The following is a 23,744-nucleotide window of genomic DNA, read 5'->3' on the forward strand; positions in this document are numbered from 1 at the left end:
GCAGTACTATACTGGCCAACATGTTCAAATAATCGTTTTCTATACTGCAAAATAAAGGTTTGTTCTTCAAACTAACAAATTTATCCCCACTAAATTTCTACTGAGCCCGTCAATGCCCTCTTTTTGGCGGTCAAGGTAGCCAAAAGGCAACAAAAAAGTCCCACAAAATATTGATTTTGTAGGACTTGCCTTTTTGTTGTCGCCTTTTGGCTTTTCTTTTAGTGATCCGCTTGGGCTTGTCCCAAAGCGACCTATTTCTTTAATATTCAAGCTCTTTAATCCTTGTAAAAATCGTACCGTAACGAATTAGTAACGATTTTGTAGAACGCCTATTGTCTGCCATCGGCAGCCGTTTGTCATCCGTTTTTGGATACCGCAAAGGTAAGGAATCACTTTTGAATTTCCAAACCTTTGATTATTATCTTATTGATTTTCTTCCTTCAGTGCAAGGTGCGAGCCTATATATATAGGATAGGCTTGCACCTTGCACTTGAAAAATGGTTGCATCCTGCCAAACCTTGTGGTTTACATATCATCCATAGTGAACAATCTGCTCTCAATCTCATAGTTGAACAAAACCTTCTTGCGGATAGCTTCCACCTTTTGCGCGAACAATTCCGGCTTGAAGTTTTTGGCTTGCCGTTTTACTTCAGCCACCAGCGCACGCTTGTCTTCCGCATATAACCCTATGATGTCGATTTCATGCTGTTCTTTATTGTTTTTCCTCTGCCACCAAGAACCTATTTCGGCAAAGTCCTTGCTCTCCATCATCCGCTGGCGGAAATACATTTCCAGCGCAAGTCCGGAAAAAGTCGGATAATCATCCTTTATAATGTTCGCCAACCGCTCGTAGTTCTGTATCTCAATGTAGCTTTGATGCTTGATGAAATAGCGGAACCAAAACCGCAGGAACATATCCGATACCTCATAGCGGACAGACTGGGAACTCTCTTTGGAAAGTATCGGACGCTTTTTCTTAACCAGATTATAATCCTCTTCCAGCCTTTTCAGTTGCCCTCCCAAACTGATGCCACCCAAAGCGGCCTCCATTTCCGGCAATGTATTCCTACCATTGGATATGGCGGAGAGTATGGAGAAATAATTCCCGTATTTCTTGCCGAACTCCTGTATTAACAGTGCCTGGCCTTCCGTGAGGAAGGAAGACTCCGGCTGCAACATGAAATCGACCATACTTTCCATATCCGTACAGCCGTTGTCCATGAATTGCTCAATATATTTTGGAACGCCGCCGGTGAAGGTGTATAACGCCAGCAAATCGTCTTTCGTATACTCCGGTTTATGGTCTGCCAGTATTTCTTTCAATACAGGAGTCGTGAAGGGGAACAACTTCACGATGCTGTCCGCACGGCCATACAAGGGTTCTTTCGCATCCCTGAATATCCTGTTCATAAGCGTATAGACCGAGCCGCTGACAATCAGGTTCACATGGCTTTCCTTGCGGTACCTGTCCCAAGTGTCCTGCATCAGACTATATATTTCCGGATTGATATAGTAGAATTCTTGAAACTCATCAATGAGCAGATTGAATTGCATCCGCTTTCCCAAATCCATCAGGAAGCGGAACATTTCGCTGAAACTCGTGAAGTCCGGCACATAAACATCCAATGACTGGCGCACTTCAGCGGTGAAGCGCATACAAAGGTCGGCTTCATTGCTCCGGCTGACAAACAGATAAACGGTTGGTGTACCTTCACAGCTTTTGAAAATCAGACTGGTTTTTCCAATCCGGCGCCTGCCGGTCAGTACGGTCATTTGCGAATGATTGGAAAAGGCAGTCCGGCGGACTTTTTCCAATGCGGCAAGTTCTTTTTCCCTGTTGTAAAACTTCATCTTTTCTATCTAATGTTACTTTTATATTGTTTACCCGTAAAGTTTACGGTTGTAATATTTACAATAGTAAACTTTACTGCGGTTACAAAAATAGCAATTCTATTTGAACAACAGACTATGAAAGCATTAAAAATATGATTTTTCAAATATCTCAAATTTATGGTCATGTCCGAAAATTCGACTTCTGAGTGTTTACAAATTTGGGTTATAACCATAAAAACTTAAATTCCAATACAGCTTATATGGCATACAAAATGGTTATAGAGTTCCATCTGCTGGCGGAAAACAAAAAAATTATGGTGTAGTACACGTATAGTATACCATGCGGATTTTGGCTTATCGGGAACTTTGCGGCAAACATTTCAATAATTAGGATTATGACAGAAGTTATCGTAATGGAAAGTGCCGCCTATCAAAAGATGATAGGGCAGATAGCGAAAATCGCTGAGTTCATCACCAAGAACGAGCACAAGTTGCAGGATTGCGACTTTGACGACGATGTATGGCTGGACAGTCAGGAAGTGGCCGATATGCTCCATATCAGCACGCGCACCCTGCAACGGTTAAGGAGCGACGGACTGGTGGAATATTCGGTGTTCTGCCGCAAGTGCCTGTACAAGCTCTCGGAAATAGAGAAAAAGGTACGGGAAAAGGTTATCACGTGCGAACCGCACCTGATAGACGTTTACAAGAAGAACCGGTTGTTGGACGTGACAAAGGACGAAGACAATGAATAAGGAGGATATTTTGCAGGCAACGGACAGGGGGCTTTCGGTGTTCAGACATTACCTGCCGGTGCAGTTCCGCATCGGGAAGAAGTTCCTGAATCCTTTGTATAAGGATACGAAGGCATCGTGCAACGTATATTATGACCGGCGACATTCGGTGTATAAGATGAAGGATTTCGGCAACGAGGAATATTCCGGGGACTGCTTCGAGTTGGTAGGGACAATGACGGGGCTGAGTTGCAGGAACGCGAAGGACTTCGTTGAAATCATGCGAATCATCGACCATGACCTGCATTTGGGGCTGGCGGACGGTTACGAAAATTGTACGGACACATCTTCCGTTCAGGTGATTTGTCCGCCCACGCCGGAACAGGTGATAAAGAAAATACGCCCGTATAATATCGTACCAAGGGCGTTCAATGAAACAGACCGGATATTTTGGAGCAAATCCGGAATCACCGAGCATACATTAAATAAATATAATGTACGGCCTCTGCATTCGTTCAGTTCCGTCAATCAGGAAGGGAGAACCTATACCTTGACTGAAACGGCACAGGAACCGATGTATGGCTATACAGGCGACAAATACATTAAAATCTACCGCCCGCGCTCGGAGATGCGTTTCCTCTATGCCGGAGATTTGGGCGACAATTATTGCTTCGGACTTGACCAACTGCCCTCCAAAGGCGACCTGCTGTTCATTACCGGCGGTGAGAAAGATGTGATGAGCCTTGCGGCAAACGGATTCCATGCCATCTGTTTCAATTCGGAAACGACGCTCATCCCTACATCTGTGCTGATGCTGCTCTCCTACCGGTTCAAACATATCATTCTGCTATATGACATGGACAAAACCGGGTTAGAAGTTTCTGCCAAACGGCAGGAAGAATTGAAGCCGTTTGCATTGAAACGCCTTTTACTTCCGCTGGCAGGGACAAAAGAAGAAAAGGATATAACGGACTATTTTGCGTTGGGACACACGCATGATGATTTATTGAAACTGTTCTTAAACCATTTGGATTCATTATACAAGGAAGATATGTCAGCATTAAAATCATGCGAGTTGGATTTCAACAACCCGCCACCTGTGGCACAGACGATAGTATCGGTGAACGGCGTGCCGCTCGGAACACAAGGGAACCTGCTCTGCATCACCGGCGGGGAAGGTACGGGGAAAAGCAACTATGTGGCAGCCCTGATTGCCGGGGCTGTGAAACCGGAAAACGCGGAAGGTATTGACACGCTGGGCGTTTCCATCGAAGGGAACCCGAAAGGAAAAGCGGTGCTGTTCTACGATACCGAACAGAGCGAGGTGCAACTATACAAGAACGTAAGTACCCTGCTGCGCCGCTGCGGGCGCGACACGATGCCGGAGTGGTTCAAGGCATATTGCCTGACGGGGATGAGCCGCAAGGAGCGGCTGAAGTCCATCGTGCTCAGCATGGACAGGTTCCATTACCAGTACGGAGGTATCCATCTGGTGGTGATTGACGGCATCGCCGACCTGATACGCTGCGCCAATGACGAGGCGGAGAGCATTGCCGTCGTGGAGGAACTCTACCGGCTGGCGGGCATCTACAACACGTGCATCGTCACGGTGCTGCACTTCATCCCCAACGGGCTGAAGCTGCGGGGGCATCTGGGCAGCGAGCTGCAACGCAAGGCTGCTGCCATCCTCTCCATCGAAAAGGACAGCAATCCTGCCGTGTCGGTGGTGAAAGCCCTGAAAGTGCGTGACGGCAGCCCGCTGGATGTGCCGCTCATGCAGTTCGCATGGGACAAGGGCAAGGCGATGCACGCCTATCTGGGCGAGAAGCCGAAAGAGGAAAAGGACAGGCGCAAGGAGGAGGAACTCGTGGCGGTGGCGCGCGAACTGTTCAGTCGGAAACGCTTCATCGGTTACATGGAGCTGTCGGAAGAACTTCAGGCGGCGTTCGATGTGAAGGAACGCACGGCCAAGAGCTACATCCGTTTTATGCGGGAGAAGGAAATCATTGTAAAATCACCCGACACACCGAACAGCTACATGCTGGGCGAGGTGTAAAATCATAGGAGGAACGGCCATGTTAGTGGACAAGACAGAATTTGAGGCATGGATGGAGCGCATCATGGGCGAATTGTACCGCATATCGCGCAAGCTGGACAAGGCGGAGAACCGGCAGAAACACCTGAACTACCTGAACGGGGAACGGCTGTACGACAATCAGGAGGTGTGCCAACTGCTGCGCATCAGCAAGCGCACGCTCCAGCGATACCGGAACAACGGGGCGTTGAAGTTCCATTCGATATACCATAAGACCTATTACAAGGAATCAGACCTGCACGAGTTCATCCGCAACAATTTCGACGAGAACGAAATCAAGCGTCAGGCACGGAAGGACAAATTGTCAGAAACCTATCCGATGCCCAAAGAACCGGATGAAAACGACAGGGAGAAAGAAACAGGAGATAAAGAACTCTCAGATGATTGTGGATAATGCATCTTGGATTTGCATCGTTCAGGGATATTGCCTACCGCTGTGAAGCCATTCTTTTTGCAATCCGGGAATGTATTTCGCAACTTTTATTCTCCAAAATTTGCAAATTCAATTATTCCGCCCGGCAAAAGGCATGAACGCACCGCTCATTATCAAAGAAATATACCTCATAATTTGATTTTCAATGATATTATCCGTACCTTTGCAATGAATTAAAAACTAAAGATTATGGCTCGACCGATTAAAGAAACGCCGGTGGTTACCGGTAAGGATGCTAAACGCTTTGCAGAAAAAATGGCTCACCTGAAGCCGGAAAGCAAGGAAGAGAAAGAGGCTGCAAAGAAAGTTTATGAGAAGTTCAAGGCCATAGCCGCATTTGCATTCTGATACGAACATGGCTCTTGAAGATTATTATTTCATGCCGCTGAAAGCGGACAGCGAGATAAAGCCGTTTAAGTGCAAGGATGATGACTTAAACGGCTTTTTATTTGAAGATGCCCGAAAGTACCTGACCGACTTGATGGCTGTCACTTATCTATGGGAGGATTTGCCCAATGGCAGGACTGTGGCCTATTTCAGCCTCCTGAACGATAAAATCACTTTTGACCCGGAACAGCGTAGCATTTGGAACCGGTTGAGCCGTCGTGTGCCCAATCCCAAACGGCGCAAAGATTATCCAGCCGTGAAAATAGGCAGACTGGCCGTATCGGAAGAATATGCCGGGCAAGGCATAGGCAGAGATATTATCCGCCTTATCAAATATACTTTCACTCATGGCAATAGAACCGGTTGCCGTTTCATCACGGTAGATGCCTATCAGGACGCCGTCGGTTTTTACCAACAATGCGGTTTTGATTTTCTGTCCGCCAAAGATGAAAAAGACAAGACGCGCTCCATGTACTATGATTTGAAACGTTTTTTAGATAGCGAAGATAGATAGTTCTTTGAATTGAAAAGGCTTGGCAGCCATCCGGCATATACCGGTTGTTGCCAAGCCTTTTTGTTGAACCCCGCTCAGAGCTTCATTCTCCATTTCGGTTTTTCCTGCGGCTTCTCCGTGCCGTCTTCCGGTTGGGGGATGCCGCCGATTACGACCTTTTCCTTGCCCGCGCTCATCAGCTCCTTGATGCTGATGGTCTTGGGCATGGCTGACAGCACCGGCGGTTTGCGCTCCGCCGCATGTGCCATGTAGTCGGGCATACGGTGGACGTATGGTTCGGATGCTGCCGGGACGGCAGGGTCGCCGGGCATTGAGGGAGCGGGTTGCGCCACCGATGGAGCTTGCGGCTCCGGCCGGATTTCCGTTACCCCTTCAGTGTTGGCCTCCTGCGCATCGACGGATTTCAAGGAGAGCAATATCTTGCGGTCAAGCGTGGCAAGCTCGGCCTTGAGTTGCTTCAACTCATCCTCTTTTTTCCATGTTTCATCCACGACCTGCTTCAGGACGGGAATTTCCTTTTCAATGTCAGCATTGTCCCGCGTGTATTTCTCTATCAGGCGGGGGATGCTGTCAAAGGCGTTGATGAAATTCCGGCAGGCGGTCTGCGGGTCGGCTGCCAAGCGTCCGTTGTTGTAGTTGTACAGGAGCTTGCCCGTGCCGCGCACGAAGAAGCGGTTCTCGCAGAAGTCCAATCCCTCCTTGACGGTGGTGTCTGTCTTGACCACGATTTCAAAGCCGTAGAGGGAGCCGATGGGAACCGGCTGGCCGTGCGTGCGCTCCTTGTCCTCTATCTCGTGCAGTCGGGCGGCAATGACTTTGGGGTCACCACTTGTTACCCCGTCAATCTTCAACGGGTTGAGCTTCTTGCCCTCCTTGTCGTACTGCACGCGGCTCTCGAAGTCGGCCATGTCCTGCCGTGCCCTCGCGATGATGTCGCTGTTGGAGGCTTGGTTGGCCAACAGGGTTTCCAACCGGATGCGCGAATCGCCCTTACTGCGCAGGAACGCCTTGCGCTCGCCCTCCAACCCGTCAATCTTCTTCTCCAGACGCGCCTTGTCCAACAGGTCGGTATTGCCGGAGAGGATGGCGACATACTCGGAGTAGTTCATGCCCCCTTTCTCGTCCATGCTGCCCTCGTCGATGGTGCGGCTGCCCATGCGGTTCTGCTTGAGCTGGGTGATGAAAAGCTGCTTTGTAGTATATAATTGTACTGAGTAATTCTCATTCTAAACCACTTACTGTATGAAGAAGTCAAATCAAATATATCATATGCTACCAAAAATGTGTATTTTTGCATATAACTCAAAATATTATGAAGTATGGCAATTCTATACCCTTCTATTGAAGCTATTAGGAAACGGAAAACAGAAGCCACTCCTGGTGAAAAGGCTTTATTGTCTTTCCTATTAAATGCTTATGATGATGAATATGAAGTATTTTTTCAGCCCTTTCTAAATGGAGATTTACCAGACATCATAGTAATGCATAAAGGGGGAGGTATTATGATTTTTGAAGTAAAAGATTGGGATTTGTCAAATTACCATGTGAATGAAAAGGGTAATTGGATTGTAAATTGTAATAAATCAGTATATAAAAACAATCCTTTAAATCAAGTCCTGAAATATAAAAAGAATTTGTATGACTTACATATAGACTCTCTATTAAGTTTGCGCTTGAAAGACTATAAATATTGGTATGTTGTTAATTGCGCCGTGTACTTTCATTGTCATACAACAGAATATGTGCAGAGTTTTTGCATGGGAGAAAATCCAACAGATAAATACAAAACTTTTTTAAGCCGAAATTTCACAATAATAGGAAATGATGCTTTGAAGAAAGAAGTAATGGATACTATTTTTGAGAAACGTTGGGTAAGCAAAAAGAGCCGTTATTTTACCGATGAATTATATAATAGTTTTGCACGTATATTAAAGCCATCCTATCATACAATAGAAGAAGGAATTGGTTACAAGTTGTCAGATGAGCAAAAATCATTAGTAAAAAGCGAAGAAGGAGCAAGAAAAAGAATTAAAGGTGTAGCTGGTTCGGGCAAAACATTAGTACTAGCAGAAAGAGCCGTAAATGCCCATAAAAGAACACATAGCTATGTGCTCATTTTAACCTATAATATAACACTTCGAAATTATATTCACGATAAAATCAATGCGGTTCGTCAAGAGTTCGCTTGGGAGTTCTTCCATATTAGCAACTACCATGATTTTATTAATAATAATATGAACAATGTCGGACTAGAGTTTGAGTTTCTTAAAGACAAAGAAGGAAATAGTAGCTATATGTCTTCTGAAGAGTTTGGAAGATTGGCAGAAAAACATGTATACTCAAATATACATCTTTTTGAAAATCACAATAATGAATTACCTAAATACGAAACTATATTAATAGATGAAACTCAAGACTATCAAGAAAACTGGATAAGAATGATTATGAAATACTTTGCCAGTGAAAATGCAGAGATTGTAGCATTTGCCGATGAAAAGCAAAATATTTATTCACGAGAGTTGGATAATAACAAAATGCCAAGAATACCCGTGCAAACAGGAGCTTGGGATAGGAAACTAAATAAAAGCTATCGCTTATCTCAAAAAATAGCATTATTAGTGACAGATTTTCAAAAACATTTCTTTGCTGATAAATATGTAATAGAACAACAAATAGAAACCAATGCAATGTTATCTCTATTTGATGAGCCTTACATTGAATATCACTATTATCCAATAGAAGAAAATATCATAGAAGATAACACTATTGCTGCTTATATTTATCGCCAAATTAAGGAACATAAATTTAATTCTAATGATGTGACGATTTTGTCATCTCGAATCAGAATGTTACGCAAGCTGGATTATATGTTGCGAATAGAAAGCAAAGAGAAAACTAATATTATGTTTGAAACTAGAGAAGAATTTATGAAATTATGCCCTGAAGCTAAAACCGGATTTGAAACTAATACAGAAATATTAAAAATAAGAAAAAACAGGAAAGCCAATTTTTGGATGAACAGAGGAACTATTAAGTTGTCTACTATACATTCTTTTAAAGGTTGGGAAAGCCCGGTATTATTTTTGGTCGTGGAGAATAATCTAAAAGCTACAAAAAATTTAACTAACGCACGCCCTTACGAATTTTCCGATGAACTAGTATATACAGGAATCACTCGTTGTCAAAACTATCTGTTTATTATCAATATAGGCAACCAACAATATCACGAATATTTTTCAAATTGTAATTTAATCGATAAAAAGATTATACAGGACAGATAGAAATATGAATGCATTACTCTTGTAATTATTGTAATTTTCTCTTACCTTTGTCCCGTCCGGCGCAATATACTATATTGAGGCGGTCAATATACTATATTCACCTTCCCGATATACTATATTGCCACGGGCAACATAAAAGTCAATAATTCATGAACTTGTAAAACACGAAAGACTATGCCATTCTGGAAGAAATCATTCAGCAAGGCGCGCGGTGTCTATTATCCTCGCGCCATCGTGCAGGGCAATCCTGTGGAAACGGAAACCATTGCCAAAGACCTGGCGAAAATATCAACGGTCAGCAACTCGGACGTGCAAGCCGTGCTGGGCGACATCGCAGGCGTGATGCACACCCGTATGGCGCAGGGCAAGAGCGTCCACATCAAGGGGCTGGGCTATTTCCGATACGTCCTCGACACCGTGGGCGTGGAAAACCTCGAAGACTTTGATTTCGAGAAACAAGTGAAAGCCGTCCGCGTGGAGTTCATCCCCGAACGCACCCGTACAGCGAGCGGTACGTACACCCGCGCCCTCGTGGACAGCGACCAGCTGGAATGGATTGAGCTTGCGCCCAACACGGAGGAGCAAGACCCAGCTGGCGGAGAAGTTGAAGAAGGTAGCGACGGCTCGTTCGGCTGACGACAAGCCCGGAAATTTTGTAGAAGCACTGTCCAAGCCCCGGACGGTGCTTCTTTTTTTCCGCAACCACCGTCCGAGACCTCGGACAGCCCTAAAAAACTTCCGCAACTCCTGTCCGAGCCTCGGACAAGGCTAAAAATCTTCCGCAACCGCTGTCCGAGACCTCAATCGGCGCTTATAATTTTCTGCAACTATTGCCGGAGATGCGGACGGAAATCCCTACCTTTGTGCAGACAACAACCCAAAAACGAACTATTATGAAAAAGATTAAGACTATCAGCCTGACTTCCCTCCGCGTGGAAGAAGACTTCGGCTTCCAGAAACTCGTCCTCGCCGAGACCGAGAACCTGCCCGGTGAAGAAACCCCGTCCGTCCAAACCGCAGCCGTCACTGCATTCGAGACTGCCTTCAATGCCTTCGACACCGCCTTGAAAGCCTCTGCCACGAACCCTGCCACCGCTTCGGCTACCGATGCCGACACCGCACGCGACCAGTCGTGGCGTGCCGCCAATGCTTACGTCAAGGCGATGTGCAGCCATCCCACGCCCGACATCGCTGCCCGAGCCTCCGAAGCAAAATCTCTTTTCGACAAGTATGGCGACCCCACTTCACTGGCACAGACCGAGGAAAGCGGCGTGCTGCACAACCTCCTGCAAGACCTCTCTGCATTTGATTCTGCCAAACGCACCGCGCTGAATCTGGATGTCTGGATTACCGATTTGCAGACGAAAGAAGATGCGTTCCTCGCCGCTGCCGCTATGCGCACGGAGGAAGATGCAGCCCGTCAGGTGGGCATCGTGAAGGAGAGCCGCACGGCTGCCGATGCTGCCTACCGCTCGCTGGTGGATACGGTCAATGCACTTGCGATGATAAACGGCGATACGGAATATGCGACGTTTATTGACCATGTAAATGCGGTGATTGATAGGCAGAAGGGGATATTGAAGGCGCGGAAAACGAATAACGCGAAGAAGAAGGAGGAGGAATAACCGTCGCCCGATTCGTTGAGTAAGATTTAGAATTAGTCCCTGCAAGCGAAATGGTTTGCAGGGGCTTTTTTATCCTTGATAAGGGGTATCGCTTTTTACATCGTATATCATTTGGGCGGCTTTGAGGAATTTTGGGAATAGCGTTCCCCATTGATTATTGACCACGACTTTAGTTCCATCCGATAGAACTATTATTTCATCGGGTTTCAAAAAATAACGTCGCTTTCTATCAGGGCGCAAGGTGATTTCTTTTCGTATATCCGTTTCAAGACGGACAACTCCAAGCGACTTGCTATGAAGTTCGTCCGGGAATTGCTTGCGCAAATCATCATAGGTGGTATGCGGATGCTCTTTTACATAATGTCTTATCACTTCTAAGACAAAGCGTCCTTTTCCATAAAACTTACTGCCATTAAAAGAGAATTGCGTATTATCTCTGCCCGACTTAGTTTGTGTTGCCTGATACAGAACATCCGTGTGAGTTGGGATTGGCTCCACTTGTTGCGACGGAGCTACATTATCATTCCGATAGCTTATAACAATGTTCAGGTGGGTAAATTCTTCCTCTATGGCTTTGGCATCAAATCCCTCTGGCACGAATTTATCTTTGAGCAAAGACAGGACGTTTTGCACGGCATTACTTTCAGAAAAGAATTCGGTGATGCGTCGGTGCAGGTTATCGCGTGCCTGTATCTGTTGGTATTGCGCTTTGCAGAAATCCTCCAACTTGTCTAAATCAAAATCTGAAAAGGCCAGAAGGTTGCACAAGACAGAACCGTTGACATCTTCCCTCTGTATTTCAGCTGTGAATACATTAGTGAAATCGCCGTTATCGGAATTGTAATAAAGCTGTATCTTTTCTCCAACATACAGACCGACTTTCAAATTCAATTGGCGCACATACGTCATCAGTTGCGTCACCTGACGTTCGCATTGCACATTGGAAGGGCGCTTCACTTCTATGGGAAGCACAGGACTCTCGATATTGGGTTTGAAAAGGACAATATCCGGACGCACGGTATTGTTGTTTCCGATAGGCAACACATATTGTGATTGCATCGTGCCGTTTGTTTTCTTCCAACCGAGATATCTCAGACATTCTTCTATTTTCTCCTGATAGGTACTTTCTGCAATATCCGACGCAAAATAAGGCAACAACGCTTCTACTATTTCCGGCCAAATCTCATTCATGTCTTTCGCTTTATATTCTTAATATTAAACCGGATGCAAAGATATAAGTTTTAAGGATATAACGTTACTCTCTCTACTAAAAAGCCACTCGGCAATTATAAATTCAATCCGATGACTTCTAACGGCAAATGCGGCGAGTTCCAGCGGATTACTTCCATCAGTCCGCGAAGTTCCTGCTCGTCCTTTGTGAGTGTCACGGAGTTGATGAATTTAATCAACGTATCGGGTATGCGTTCATCCCACCCGAAAATCATGCTTTCAATCTTTACGTCCATAATCATTTGGTGTTATATGTGTGAATAATCAGAATAGACTTAACTGCTGCGGAGCGGTATAGCGGCGCTTCAACTCCTGTAATCCGGCTTTCAGCCTGCGGATATACTTCGGGTTGTAGTTCCCCCTGTCTGTCAGGGAGCGGCGTTCCGCATCATTATAGATTCTTTCCAACTGGCGGATGCCGCTCGCTACCGCTTCCTTGTAACCGGTAATGGGTTCCTCCCATACCGAAGGGCGGCTGCCGCCTCCTGCCGTGCCGGTACACCAGCCCACCGTAACGACATACCTGCCGTTCACGGACTGGCCGATGTGTATCACGTTGGAATTGTCCAGCCGGATTTCTTCCACGACGGGCAACATGCCGCTTATCCATCCGTATTCGTTGAACTGCCTGTTCACATAGCCGAAAATGAGCCTGCGTTCATAGGTATTCACGTTCAGCACAATTTGATGCACGCTTTCGCCGAAGCTCTCGAAATAGGCGGTCTGTTCCGCATCTTCCCGGCGGAGTGCCTGGATATAGCGGAGAATGATGTGCCGCTCACGCTTGCAGGCATGGTAGTCCGCCAAAGCCTGCAATTTTTCTTCTTTCGTCATTTGGGATATTATCTTGTCCATACCGTAATTCTTTAGATGGTTGCTTTCAGTATTTCCACGTGGTATTGGGGATTGACTTCCCACAACAGGTATTCGATGAACAGCCTGCGTGCGTCCTTCTCCAGTTCCTTGAACAGCCGGGTAAAGGTGCTGTGGTTGCCGTTGATGTAGGTTTCCACCATGTACTCGAAAATGTCCTCCACTTCATAATACTTGCACTGCTGTGCGATAGTCTTGCTGTACCGTTTCATAAGCGTTCTTATTTATAAAGGTTTATAATTATTCTGTTCAGCATCTGCGCCTTTCCTATGGTATAGTATGTGCCGCCATAGGGCAGTCCGTCCCAATAAGCGAGCATGATTGCCGCATGTTCCACCAGAAAGTCGTTGCGCCGGTGGAAACAGCCCTTGTGATAGCTTTCTGAAAGGATAACCGTCTTGTCCGCTTCTTCCAACAGACTGATGTAAAGCCTCTTGTTCGTGTCGGAATAGCGTGCGGACTGCTTCCGGAAAGGGATGGCAGCTACCAACCGTATATCGGTTAATTCGTTTCTTACCGTCAAGACTGCCTTTGCAAAAATCAAATCGCTGCCTTCCGCCATGCCTGAGAGAAAGTTACGGTAGCCCAAAGCATACAGTCTTTTGATTTCCGTCACCATGCCTGTAAAAAGAGTAAGCATGGGTTGGCTTATCCTGCCGGAGCGGTGTCCGGTAAACGAAACGTTCTTTGAAATGTTTGTTGTATCCATGATGATGTGAGTTTAGAGTGTTAATACCCAGACTATGAAAGCGACAACCGAAACAAATGCCAACAGGAACACAAGGCAGCCCCACAGGAAACGTACTACACCCGCAAGGAAGTTCCACACCAGCCACGACCCGATGAACCACACCCAAAGAGAGCCGCCGTACAAGGATGTGCAGAGTGCCGCAAGGATGAACCTTGCCGCCACTCCCAAGAATTTATGCAGAGGCAGATTGGGAAGCGACTTATTTCCATTTGTTTCTCTTGTTGCTTTCATAATCACGACATTTTTTTTATGCATTGACGAGTTGGGTGAGCTGACTTATTTCGTAAGCGGGGCAAAGGATAGGGTTTTGCAGAAGCAAATTTTTTCGGTGGAATACTACCTGAGCCTGCGAAGTGTGGAGATTGTGCCTAAAAAATTTGATTTGTCCGTCAAAACCCGAAATTACCTTTGCGCACGTAATAAGTCAGCCCATCCAACCTTTCAATAGCACATTGTGGAGTGATGGGGAATGAAAGCGGCAAGGGAAACATACCGTAGGAACATTGATTTCTCTCCGCAATGGATTTTTCCGAAGGAGGTTTTTAAGGATGGCAATGGATTATTGGCTTTAATTTCTTACCTTTGTGCCAGCGGTGCAAATAGCATCGTGGTAATGTTGTTCATTTACCGGCATCCAGAAATCGCCAATTTCAAAACACGAAGGTAAATGGACCGGGTAGGTTATACCTTGACGTAACCTGCCGGTTCACTTCGTGTTAAGCGTTTGGCGATGCTTTGGGTGCGGTGGCCGGCAGCGTTACGTCATTTGTTAATACCTGAAAAGATATGGAATTACAAGCTACCGCCCTGAAGGGCATCGTCCGTTCTTCCGATGAAGGACTTTTCTACCTGTTTCCCATTCAAGATGTGTCCACCTTGCAGCAGACAAAGGCGCATCTGACTTGTGCCATCGATGTATTGAGCCATCCGGAGGAAAGCTCGACGGAACAACGGCTGGAGGCCGTGCGCACGTTGAACAGCCTTGTGGCGGCATTGAGCGTGCATGACGGCGACCATTACGAAGCGATGAACTCTGCCCTCTGAAAAAGCGGCTACGCAAATACTGAAAGCCTTCCTTATCCGGCAAAACCTAAAGGAAAGGTATTATACGGGCAAATGTGTGACGGTTCCATGCGTTACGCTTGACCGTACAGTATGTTTCTGCGGTTTTGCCATAGGCTGTAAGGGTGTCCTTCTTTCTAAAAGAAACGGGGACAGGCTTGCAGCCGGAAATGATACGGCTTTCACATTCCGTCTTCAAGGGCAGACATTGAATCCTGCTTCGGAACATTTTCCATTTCCTGTTTGCGGTGTTCCTCCTTCGCCTTTTTCTTTGCTTCCTTCTTCACCTCCAGTTCGTTCAGGATTTGCTTCAAAGGCTTCACCACATCGGGGCGTTCTTTCTTGAAATGTTTGAAATAAATGTTCTCGATGAATTGGGGCAAGGGGGCTTTCCATATTTCCTGCCGGTGGTTGTCTATCTTGCCGAGCTTTTCGGGATTCAGGCCAAGTTCACGTGCCATTTGCACATGAGTGTCGGACAGCCGGTGCTTCTTCTGCGCCGTTATCCACTTTTCTATCTGCGATTTGTTTGTTGCCATGTTTCCTGTTACTTAATTGTATGAAATGAATGTCTGGTTGTCCGAAGCGTTGAACACGACAAGGACTTCGGGCTGCTTTTCCTTCAGCCGCTTGTATTCGCACAAGGAGTTGAGCACCCACTCACGGAACAGCTTCGTGCAATAGGTATGGATGCGGAAGCTGAGAAAGATGACGGCTTCCAGATTGTAATAGGTAACGTATAGCTTGTCCTGTTTCTCCGTAATGGTCGCCTCGCTCTCGTTCAAGATACGCGACTTGAAGATGGAGCGTATATTGGCATCTATCGTCTGGATGAATACTCCGAACAGGCGGGCAAGCTCGTGCTTGGTGAGCCATACGTTGCCGTTCTCCAACTTGACGCTGACTGTGGGGTGGCGGTTGATGTCCTCCAGCCCGGTAATGGTGATGTTTCCTCTGTGTAACATAGGGGTATCGTTTTTAATTGTGAGACAAATATAATGGATTTAGCCCACCTTTTGCGGTGTTCCACCCTGCATAGTTCTTAATTTACGTTCCAATACATTCATGTCATGGCTCAGCTTCCTATCCACGACACGGGCATAGATTTGTGTGGTCTGGATATTGGTATGGCCGAGCATTTTCGACACACTTTCAATGGGTACACCTTTTGTCAGGCAAATTTCGGTCGCGAACGAATGACGTGCAAGATGATAAGTTATTTGCTTGTTTATCTGGCAAATAGCCGCTATTTCCGCCAAATATTCATCTTTTGATTACTGATGACCGGCAAAAGTTTACCATTCTTTGTCTTGCCTTCGTATTTGGCAAGAATCTCCAAAGGAATGGGCAGCAAGGGGATAAGAGATTCCACTCCGGTCTTCCCTCTGTCCTTCATAATCCACTTCTTACCGTCCACTCCAATTTTGATGTCTTCGGCAGTCAGCGTATAGATGTCGCAATACGGCAGACCGGTATAGCAGCTAAAGATGAAGGCGTCGCGCACGTGTTCCAACCGTTTCGACTGAAACTCCTTGTGGTAAATCGTGTCGATTTCTTCCTGCGTCAGATAGCCTCGGTCGGTCTTGTCGAAGTTGAAGCGGAAATTGTTGAACGGGTCAAGAAAAGACAGGCCACTTTTCTGCGCGAACAACAAAATCGTGTGGAAACGCTGCACAAACTTCATGGCCGTATTGTTGCTCACCTCGCATTGTTCCCTCAAATACAGATAGAAGTTCTCGATGTGGGTAACAGTGATTTCCTTGATGGGAATATCCGAAATGTTATATTCGCTTTTCAGGAACTCTATCATCCGCTGCTTAGTCAGCTCATAGCGTGAGTAGGTCTTTTGTGTGGCGGTCTTGCCGACTTTTTTGGCATACTGTTCGTTATGCTGGGTAAAGTAACTTATCAGCGTCTTTTCCTTTTCTTCCAATCCCAAAAAGGCATTGCGGATTTTTTCGGGCAGGGCATAGCCGCCCGGATTTCATCGAGTGTCTTGTTCAGTGAGGATACTCTGAGGTTTTCTTTTTTCTCCGCACTCTGCTTATTGACAACTGCCCGCCCGAGTTTCGTATCCCAATTATCGGGATGAACATCCAGCTTGCTGCTGAACTGCACTTGGTCGCCGTCCACCGTGATGCGTACCATGATAACCACATGACCGTTTTTCTTCGGCTCGTTCTTCTTCAGATAAAAGAGAATTTTGAATGTCGATTTCATACCGTAACATTTTATAGTTTGCAAAAGTAATTTTCTCTGTCCAAAGTTACGGTGACAATCGAATGCCAATATTCGACAAATGAGCGACTTACCTTCAAAATCGTTACGGTTTTTATGGTGACGGAATACCGTAACGATTTAGTAACGGCGAATCTTCATAGGGTGGCTTTTTAAGGTCATTTTCCTGTCGCTACAAGGTAAGAAAAAGCTCCCTAACCTTTTGGATTAGAGAGCTTTGTCTTTTTTTGTCAGGAGTTTGTCTTTACTCCCCAGTGATCCGCTTGGGGTTCGAACCCAAGACCCCAACATTAAAAGTGTTGTGCTCTACCAGCTGAGCTAGCGAATCATCTTTTGTAGTCGTTTTTCGATTACGGGTGCAAAGGTAAGAAGTTTTTTTGAATCTGCAAGGCTTTTGAATAAAAAAATGCGTTTTTCTTGTTTTTTTCTCGGTTTTCTCGGATCTGAGTTGCTTGGAGAGGCTGTTTTGAATTTATTTCCGTCATTTTCTATGGCTGCATTTACGCGGTTTACGGGACTCTCCGAGGCCTTTTTTCTCCGGGTTTGTTCGGCGCAGCAAAACAATTGGACAAAAAACAACTGAAAGGCTTGCATAGTTCAAATTATTGCCTAATTTCACAACTGGAATCCTGCAGGTAGGGGTTTCTAAAGGGTTTAGAAAGTCTCAACCGGCGCCAGCGAAGGTTTCTAAAAGGTTTAGAAAATATCAATAAATGAATTATACGATGGAAACAAAATATCTCTCCTAGTTAATTAATAATCCATCATTTCTTCGGGGAGAGGCCGTCTCAAAATAAACTTGAGATGGCCTCTATTTTGTGTCCGCGCCTCTGTGATATCCGGGCACGGGCTTTATTGCGGGTCTGGGATGTCGTTGTTTTCCATTAAAATAAAACGTTTATAATAAGAAAGGCAGAGCGTCGTAAGAGGCAAGGCGATAATCAGTCCGATAAAACCCAGCAACGTGCCCCAGACGGAAAGCGAGAGCAGAATAATAGCCGGATTCAAGCCCATCGCCTTTCCCATGATACGCGGCGTAAGATACAAATCCTGAATAACCTGCACAATTCCCAGCACCAAGAGGGAGAGTCCAAACAGAATCCAGAAGTTCTCGCCCGTCTCGGCCGAGCGCAACAGGCTGAGGAGCACCATAGGAATGAGACCGATGGTCTGTAGATAGGGAATCAAGTTAAGGACACCGATAAACAGCCCCAACGAGATAGCCAAGGGGAAATCGATGATTTTAAATCCGATGGCCAACAAGACACCCACGCAAAAAGCAATCAGCGACTGTCCGCGGAAGTAACGGTTCATGCTCACCTCTACATCGTCGGCCAACTGCTGGATGAAGGGGCGATACCGTTCGGGTATCAACCGAATCCATCCGCTGGCGATTTTCTCGTAGTCCAACAAGATAAAAATGAAATAAAGGAAGACGACAAAAATAATCGTAATGCTCACCAATATAGAAAAGGTACTGGTAAGCAATTGCCAAGCCTTGGGAGCAATCTGTTTAATCGTCTGGAGGATGTTCTCGCGGCTGATCAACTCGCGGAGGGCGTTGGCATCGATATGCGCTTCGAGATAATCAATCCAGCTCCCGGGAATTAAAGGGATTTCACCCTGGACTGGTCGGTGATTGTTCAAAAGGATGAGCAGCCTATCCGCCTCCTCCGAGATGGAAGGAATGACCATGACCGTTAACAAACCCAAAATGATGGCAATCGAAAAAAGCACCGCAATAATCGCCAAGATACGATGCTTGAACCTCAACTTATACTGAAAGAATTTCACGAAAGGCTGGCACATATAAGCCATCAGCCAAGCCACCAGAAACGGGAGAAGGGCATTCCGGAGAACCACTAACAAATATAACACAAAGCCTATCAGCGCAATACTGATTCCCGCCCGCACGACGCGGTCGAAAGTAAACGGTTTATCAAACAGGGTATTCATATTATTTCTATCTTTGTTTTCCGCAAAGATAACATAAATGATAAAATATTCTAAATGAGACGGAAGAAAATATGGCTATGGCTCCTGCTTTGGAGCATGGTAGGATCTGTGTGGGGACAAGATTCAGAGATAGTACAGGAGTGGCTCGACCATCCGGACATGCGGTATGCATCGTTCGGATGTATGGTCCACGAGGTCGGGAGCGAAACGCCGCTTTGCGTGTATGCACCCGACTTGCAAGTGACGCCGGCATCGGTCATGAAACTGGTGACCACCGCTACGGCGTTGGAACTTTTGGGCGAAGATTACCGCTTCCCGACCGAGCTGCTCTACGATGGATTTATCCGCGATAGCATCTTGCACGGCAATCTATATATCAAAGGACATGGCGACCCGACGCTGGGTTCAGCCTATTTCGCACCCGAATCGAAAGATTTCGTAGCTCAGTGGGTGAAGGCAATTCGCGACAAAGGGATTCGCCGGATAGAAGGAGCCATCATTTCAGACGAAAGCTTGTTTGATACGGAGGGCGTCTCGATGAAGTGGCTGCGGGAAGACTTGGGAAGTTATTACGGGGCGGGAAGTTATGCGCTGAATGTCTTCGACAATCTTTATTCGCTATACGTGCGGAGCGGAGCCGCCGGGACACGTCCACGCCTCCTTCAGACTTCGCCAGCGCAAGAGATACAATTTCATAACTACCTACGCGCAGCAGCAGTACGGACAGACAGCACGTTTATCGTAGGAATGCCTTTTGCCGAGGAACGCTACCTTTACGGTGTCGTGCCGGCGCATCGCGATTCTTATCGGCTGAAGGGTGACATACCGGAACCAGCCCTGTTCCTGGCGCGCTATTTCCGCGAAATACTAAACAAGCAGGGCATTTCCGTGCGCGATGCCTCCTCGTGCCATCGTCTTTTGCAAGTACAAGGGAAGTGGGAAATAGCTCCACGCACGGAACTTATCACAACCTATTCGCCTACACTGGAGAAAATCGTAGCCAAGACGAATCACGTCAGCCACAATCTCTATGCCGATGCACTCCTCAAGACATTAGGCCTGCGGTATGCCAAGCGAAAAGGGGAAGAGATTTCATCGTTCGCGCGCGGCGTGTCTATCGTCCGTTCCTATTGGGAGAAGAAAGGGTTGGATGTGTCTCCTTTATATATGGTAGATGGAAGCGGCCTCTCGCCCGTGAATCAAGTGACGGCCCGTTTCCTGACAGACTTGCTCACGTACATGGCAACCTCATCCTCCCACCGGGCAGCTTTTCTACATTCGCTCCCAGAAGCAGGTAAAGAGGGCTCGGTGCGCAATTTCCTCCGCGAAAAAGCATGGACAGGCGAAGTGCGGCTCAAGAGCGGAAGTATGGGACGTGTCCGTTGTTATGCCGGGTATGTCCGCCAGGTAACCAAACAATACGCAGTCGTCTTGCTCGTCAACAACTACGAAGGAAATAGTTGGGCTTTAAACCGTCGTCTTGAGCGGCTGCTCCAATCCTTATTTAGCCAATAGGATACTGTGTCCGGCCAAGAAGTCGAAGAACTTCTGCCGGTAATTGTCTGAAATGGGGATATATTCCTTTCCAAAGACAATGCGGTTCCGTTCAATCGCCTCTATCTTTTCCGGCTGAACGATAAACGAACGGTGTACGCGGACGAACCGCGAATCGGGCAACATATCTTCTACGACCTTCATGCTCAACAAGGAGAGGATAGGGTATGGTTCGTCTTCGAGATAAATCTTCACGTAATCTTTGAGTCCTTCGATATACAAGATTTTGTTCAAGTCTATTTGGACAAGCTTGTATTCCGTTTTGACAAAGATACGGTCTATCTCCGGTTTAGTCTTTTCAAACCAATCGAGCGCCTTTTGGGCTGATTGCAGGAAATCGGCATAGCTGATGGGCTTCAGCAAATAATCCAGCGCATTGACCCGATAGCTGTCTACCGCATATTGCGAGAAGGCCGTGGTGAAGATAACCTTCGTCTCAGCCGGGAGCAACCGGGAAAATTCCATGCCGCTCAGTTCGGGCATTTGGATGTCGAGGAACAGGAGCTCTACCGGTTCCTCGCGTAGTGGTTTCATGGCCAGCACAGCACTGTTATACTTCCCTTTCAACTCCAAAAAGGGCGTTTTGAGGACGTAACTTTCCAGGAGGCTTACAGCCAGCGGTTCGTCGTCGATGATACTACAAGTCAATTTTGTCTTCATGTTTGATTCGAATATAAAGTTCCGCAATATACGCATTATTTTCCTGATGGCATACCAATAAATGGTTTTCCGGATAAATAAGTCCGAGCCGCTTCTTGAGATTAGTCAGCCCGATACCCGACCCGCTCTGGTCTGCTGCGTCTTTCGGGAAGAGGCTGTTCTCGATATAGCAATCTATTCCATCCTCATTTTCTTTAAGCTGGATGCGGATATACGAGGGATTGCTATTACTAATGCCATGCTTGAAAGCATTCTCGATGAGCGAAATAAAAAGGAGCGGAGCGATCGTGAGTCCCGACTGTTGCACGTCGATGTTCATTTCCAAGCGCGCACTTTCCGGCAAGCGGATACGCATCAGCTCGACATAATTCCGAATGAAATCCAACTCCTTTTCTATGGGAACGAAGGGCTGGTTGCTATCGTAAAGGACGTAACGCAGAAGCCGGCTCAGGTCGTGCACCGCCTCTTGCGCCCGTTCGGGACTGAACGCAATGAGGCTATATATATTATTTAATGTATTGAAGAGGAAATGCGGATTGAGCTGGCTCTTCAGGTTCCGCAGCTCGGCCTCCACGCGGCTCCGGTCCAACTCCTTGCGCGTAGCCTCTTGTTCGTACCAGCGCGCTGTCATACGGATGGCCACACTCAACCCGGCAACCAATACATACATCGCCGCATTACGCAAAAGGAAGAGAGCCACGTCGAGCGCGTCCGGTTTCCAACGAGGCATGTGGTGGAATTTATCGGGTGGAGGTAATAGCTGCATGATTTGGTGGGTTACCAGTACCGTCGCGCTGATGAGCAACAGGTTGAACAAGAAAAAACGCCCCGTCTGCTTCTCGAACAGGTAACGCGGGATGAGAAAGAGGTAATTCACGTAAAACACCACCATAAAAGAGAGCGGTCCGACTACGAAAAGCGCATAGTCTTCTATTGCCACAACCTCCCGGTTTCGCCCCGACGAAAAGAACGGAATAATAAATACGATGCCCCATGCCACTGCATGGATGAACCATTCAATCTTGCGGTACGCCTTCTCCTTGTCTTGTATGTGCATTTCCATATTCATAATACTTATTTCTTTTTATGTTAGCCTTATAAATAAACCTATTCTTTCGTTTTGCTCCAGAAGGGGAACCTTTCGCGAGCCGCGAAACCTTGTCGCTCCAGAAGAGAAGCCTTTCGCGGGCCGCGAAACCTCGTCGCTCCAGAAGAGGAGCCTTTCGCGGGCCGCGAAACCTCGTCGCTCCAGAAGAGGAGCCTTTCGCGAGCCGCGAAATCATTCCCGCATCTGCATTACTCGTAGCGAATCGCCTCGATCGGGTCAAGTTGTGCGGCCTTCTTCGCGGGATACCATCCGAAGAAAATTCCGGTCGCGGTACAAACGAGGAACGAAAGCAACACGCTCCAAGGCTGGATGTAGATGGGGAAGTGCGCCACGTAGTTCACCACCAAAGCCGCGCCTACGCCGAAAATGACACCAATCAGCCCGCCCGTTACGCTGATGAGGATGGATTCGATAAGGAACTGCGCCAAGATATCGATGCCCTTTGCGCCAATACTCATACGAAGACCTATCTCGCGCGTGCGTTCCGTCACCGAGACGTACATGATGTTCATAATCCCGATACCGCCCACGAGGAGCGAAATACCCGCTACCGCAGCCAGCAACACCGTCATCATGTCTGTAGTACTCGTCAACATCGAACTCAACTCCTGCTGGCTACGAATGGTGAAATCATCCTCGTCGGTCGTGTTCAGCTTATGGTTGCGGCGGAGTATCTCGGAAATCTCCTCGATAGCCTGGTCGGTATATTTCTCCTCCAACGCCGAGCAATTGATACCTTGCAAGTGCGTGATGGCAAGGATTTTCTTCTGCACGGTCGTATACGGTGCGAGGATAAGGTCATCTTGGTCCATCCCCATGCTGTTGTATCCCTTGCTTTCCAAGACACCTACGATGCGGAAGGGGAGTTTCTCGAAGCGAATCACCTTCCCAACCGGATTCTCACCATTCGGGAACAGATTATCGACCACAGTCTTTCCCACTACGCATACCTTGGCAGCCGTGAGGATGTCCTGTTCGGTAAACATATCGCCATCCTCTATTTTATACTGCCGGATTTCCATATAATCCGGCGAGATGCCATAGACCGTCGTCGGGGCATTATTCGAGCTGTAAATCGCCTGCCCGCTGCTATTGACTGAGGGAGACACCGCCGCCACGTAGCGCGTTTCCTCCACGATATCCTCATAATCCTCGAGCTTGAGCGTCTCCATGTCTTCGGCGCTCTGCCGCACGCCGCCCCGCATCTCACCACCTGGTTGAATCATAATCATATTCGAGCCCATCTCGCTGATTTCGCGTTGGATGCTTTTCTTCGAACCTTGCCCGATAGCCAACATGGTAATAACCGAGGCGACACCAATGATGATGCCCAACATCGTCAGGAAACCGCGGAGCTTGTTGTTTGACAAAGCGCGGACAGCAATCTTAAATAAATTTGCTACATTCATA

General features: G+C 46.9%; 25 protein-coding genes, 1 tRNA gene and 1 pseudogene. 10 read left to right on the top strand and 17 right to left on the bottom strand.

The genetic code is table 11. The features are described 5' to 3' along the window. Window positions 1-66 precede the first annotated feature (66 nt). The gene (locus B5F77_RS15610) at window positions 67-270 is read right to left on the bottom strand and encodes a hypothetical protein (RefSeq protein WP_140392873.1); all 204 of its coding nucleotides are present in this window, start codon (window positions 268-270) and stop codon (window positions 67-69) included. Window positions 271-525: 255 nt separating this feature from the next. Next, the gene (locus B5F77_RS11885; protein WP_087331032.1) at window positions 526-1,851 is read right to left on the bottom strand and encodes an ATP-binding protein; all 1,326 of its coding nucleotides are present in this window, start codon (window positions 1,849-1,851) and stop codon (window positions 526-528) included. Between the two features lie 377 nt (window positions 1,852-2,228). On the opposite strand from B5F77_RS11885, the gene B5F77_RS11890 reads away from it, so the two are divergent. The 5 genes from B5F77_RS11890 to B5F77_RS11905 all read left to right on the top strand — a co-directional run bounded on the left by B5F77_RS11890 (window position 2,229) and on the right by B5F77_RS11905 (window position 5,996). After that, window positions 2,229-2,588: a helix-turn-helix domain-containing protein gene (locus B5F77_RS11890; protein WP_087331034.1), complete on the top strand. Its 360-nt coding sequence runs from the start codon at window positions 2,229-2,231 to the stop codon at window positions 2,586-2,588. Further along, window positions 2,581-4,623: a bifunctional DNA primase/helicase gene (locus B5F77_RS11895; protein WP_087331036.1), complete on the top strand. Its 2,043-nt coding sequence runs from the start codon at window positions 2,581-2,583 to the stop codon at window positions 4,621-4,623. The genes B5F77_RS11890 and B5F77_RS11895 overlap by 8 nt, the downstream gene beginning before the upstream one ends. A 19-nt stretch (window positions 4,624-4,642) precedes the next feature. Next, complete coding sequence (locus B5F77_RS11900; protein ID WP_087331038.1) at window positions 4,643-5,056, top strand: helix-turn-helix domain-containing protein; 414 nt, start codon at window positions 4,643-4,645, stop codon at window positions 5,054-5,056. A 228-nt stretch (window positions 5,057-5,284) separates the two neighbouring features. Continuing rightward, complete coding sequence (locus tag B5F77_RS15870; protein WP_200806323.1) at window positions 5,285-5,443, top strand: hypothetical protein; 159 nt, start codon at window positions 5,285-5,287, stop codon at window positions 5,441-5,443. A 7-nt stretch (window positions 5,444-5,450) separates the two neighbouring features. Then, entirely contained in the window at window positions 5,451-5,996 is a 546-nt protein-coding gene (locus tag B5F77_RS11905; RefSeq protein ID WP_075317017.1) for a GNAT family N-acetyltransferase, read from the top strand. Window positions 5,997-6,070: 74 nt separating this feature from the next. Here the strand turns inward: B5F77_RS11905 and B5F77_RS11910 are convergent, their stop codons facing one another. Further along, a complete protein-coding gene (locus B5F77_RS11910) occupies window positions 6,071-7,153 on the bottom strand; it encodes a hypothetical protein (RefSeq protein WP_239446336.1) in 1,083 nt (360 codons plus the stop codon). Between the two features lie 162 nt (window positions 7,154-7,315). Here B5F77_RS11910 and B5F77_RS11915 point away from each other — a divergent pair, with 162 nt between their 5' ends. From B5F77_RS11915 to B5F77_RS11925, 3 genes are all read left to right on the top strand, one after another. Further along, window positions 7,316-9,277, top strand: a complete 1,962-nt coding sequence (locus B5F77_RS11915; protein ID WP_087331040.1) for an NERD domain-containing protein/DEAD/DEAH box helicase — start codon at window positions 7,316-7,318, stop codon at window positions 9,275-9,277. A gap of 174 nt (window positions 9,278-9,451) precedes the next feature. After that, window positions 9,452-9,913: an HU family DNA-binding protein gene (locus B5F77_RS11920; protein WP_087331042.1), complete on the top strand. Its 462-nt coding sequence runs from the start codon at window positions 9,452-9,454 to the stop codon at window positions 9,911-9,913. Window positions 9,914-10,170: 257 nt separating this feature from the next. Next, window positions 10,171-10,902: a DUF6261 family protein gene (locus tag B5F77_RS11925; protein ID WP_087331044.1), complete on the top strand. Its 732-nt coding sequence runs from the start codon at window positions 10,171-10,173 to the stop codon at window positions 10,900-10,902. A 69-nt stretch (window positions 10,903-10,971) separates the two neighbouring features. Here the strand turns inward: B5F77_RS11925 and B5F77_RS11930 are convergent, their stop codons facing one another. The 6 genes from B5F77_RS11930 to B5F77_RS11955 form a co-directional block, all read right to left on the bottom strand. After that, on the bottom strand, window positions 10,972-12,093 hold the full coding sequence (locus B5F77_RS11930) for a hypothetical protein (protein WP_087331045.1): 1,122 nt from the start codon (window positions 12,091-12,093) through the stop codon (window positions 10,972-10,974). A 95-nt stretch (window positions 12,094-12,188) separates the two neighbouring features. Then, the gene (locus tag B5F77_RS11935) at window positions 12,189-12,368 is read right to left on the bottom strand and encodes a hypothetical protein (RefSeq protein WP_140392874.1); all 180 of its coding nucleotides are present in this window, start codon (window positions 12,366-12,368) and stop codon (window positions 12,189-12,191) included. Between the two features lie 28 nt (window positions 12,369-12,396). Further along, a complete protein-coding gene (locus B5F77_RS11940) occupies window positions 12,397-12,987 on the bottom strand; it encodes a hypothetical protein (protein WP_162607994.1) in 591 nt (196 codons plus the stop codon). A gap of 11 nt (window positions 12,988-12,998) precedes the next feature. Continuing rightward, the gene (locus tag B5F77_RS11945) at window positions 12,999-13,217 is read right to left on the bottom strand and encodes a hypothetical protein (RefSeq protein WP_071150614.1); all 219 of its coding nucleotides are present in this window, start codon (window positions 13,215-13,217) and stop codon (window positions 12,999-13,001) included. An 8-nt stretch (window positions 13,218-13,225) separates the two neighbouring features. Next, the gene (locus B5F77_RS11950) at window positions 13,226-13,714 is read right to left on the bottom strand and encodes an SLOG family protein (protein ID WP_117616271.1); all 489 of its coding nucleotides are present in this window, start codon (window positions 13,712-13,714) and stop codon (window positions 13,226-13,228) included. Between the two features lie 12 nt (window positions 13,715-13,726). Continuing rightward, entirely contained in the window at window positions 13,727-13,987 is a 261-nt protein-coding gene (locus B5F77_RS11955) for a hypothetical protein (RefSeq protein ID WP_239446337.1), read from the bottom strand. Between the two features lie 555 nt (window positions 13,988-14,542). Here B5F77_RS11955 and B5F77_RS11965 point away from each other — a divergent pair. Further along, a complete protein-coding gene (locus B5F77_RS11965; RefSeq protein WP_087331053.1) occupies window positions 14,543-14,800 on the top strand; it encodes a hypothetical protein in 258 nt (85 codons plus the stop codon). Between the two features lie 200 nt (window positions 14,801-15,000). Here B5F77_RS11965 and B5F77_RS11970 read toward each other — a convergent pair whose 3' ends face one another. From B5F77_RS11970 to B5F77_RS11995, 5 genes and pseudogenes are all read right to left on the bottom strand, one after another. Continuing rightward, window positions 15,001-15,357: a hypothetical protein gene (locus B5F77_RS11970; RefSeq protein WP_087331055.1), complete on the bottom strand. Its 357-nt coding sequence runs from the start codon at window positions 15,355-15,357 to the stop codon at window positions 15,001-15,003. A 12-nt stretch (window positions 15,358-15,369) separates the two neighbouring features. After that, window positions 15,370-15,783: a hypothetical protein gene (locus B5F77_RS11975; protein ID WP_087331057.1), complete on the bottom strand. Its 414-nt coding sequence runs from the start codon at window positions 15,781-15,783 to the stop codon at window positions 15,370-15,372. Between the two features lie 39 nt (window positions 15,784-15,822). Continuing rightward, window positions 15,823-17,038 (bottom strand): annotated as a pseudogene (locus tag B5F77_RS11980) (site-specific integrase). A gap of 273 nt (window positions 17,039-17,311) precedes the next feature. Next, window positions 17,312-17,384 (bottom strand) — tRNA-Lys (locus tag B5F77_RS11985). Between the two features lie 524 nt (window positions 17,385-17,908). After that, entirely contained in the window at window positions 17,909-19,012 is a 1,104-nt protein-coding gene (locus tag B5F77_RS11995; protein WP_087331061.1) for an AI-2E family transporter, read from the bottom strand. A gap of 54 nt (window positions 19,013-19,066) precedes the next feature. Here B5F77_RS11995 and dacB point away from each other — a divergent pair, with 54 nt between their 5' ends. Continuing rightward, complete coding sequence (gene dacB / locus B5F77_RS12000) at window positions 19,067-20,527, top strand: D-alanyl-D-alanine carboxypeptidase/D-alanyl-D-alanine-endopeptidase (RefSeq protein ID WP_087331063.1); 1,461 nt, start codon at window positions 19,067-19,069, stop codon at window positions 20,525-20,527. Here the strand turns inward: dacB and B5F77_RS12005 are convergent. From B5F77_RS12005 to B5F77_RS12015, 3 genes are all read right to left on the bottom strand, one after another. After that, window positions 20,513-21,226: a LytTR family DNA-binding domain-containing protein gene (locus B5F77_RS12005; protein ID WP_087331065.1), complete on the bottom strand. Its 714-nt coding sequence runs from the start codon at window positions 21,224-21,226 to the stop codon at window positions 20,513-20,515. The genes dacB and B5F77_RS12005 overlap by 15 nt on opposite strands. Continuing rightward, on the bottom strand, window positions 21,204-22,295 hold the full coding sequence (locus tag B5F77_RS12010; protein WP_239446338.1) for a sensor histidine kinase: 1,092 nt from the start codon (window positions 22,293-22,295) through the stop codon (window positions 21,204-21,206). The genes B5F77_RS12005 and B5F77_RS12010 overlap by 23 nt, the downstream gene beginning before the upstream one ends. Window positions 22,296-22,522: 227 nt before the next feature. Continuing rightward, complete coding sequence (locus B5F77_RS12015) at window positions 22,523-23,743, bottom strand: ABC transporter permease (protein WP_087331067.1); 1,221 nt, start codon at window positions 23,741-23,743, stop codon at window positions 22,523-22,525. Window position 23,744: the final 1 nt, after the last annotated feature.

It is taken from the genome of Parabacteroides sp. An277 (assembly GCF_002159645.1).
In the GTDB taxonomy this organism is placed as follows: domain Bacteria; phylum Bacteroidota; class Bacteroidia; order Bacteroidales; family Tannerellaceae; genus Parabacteroides.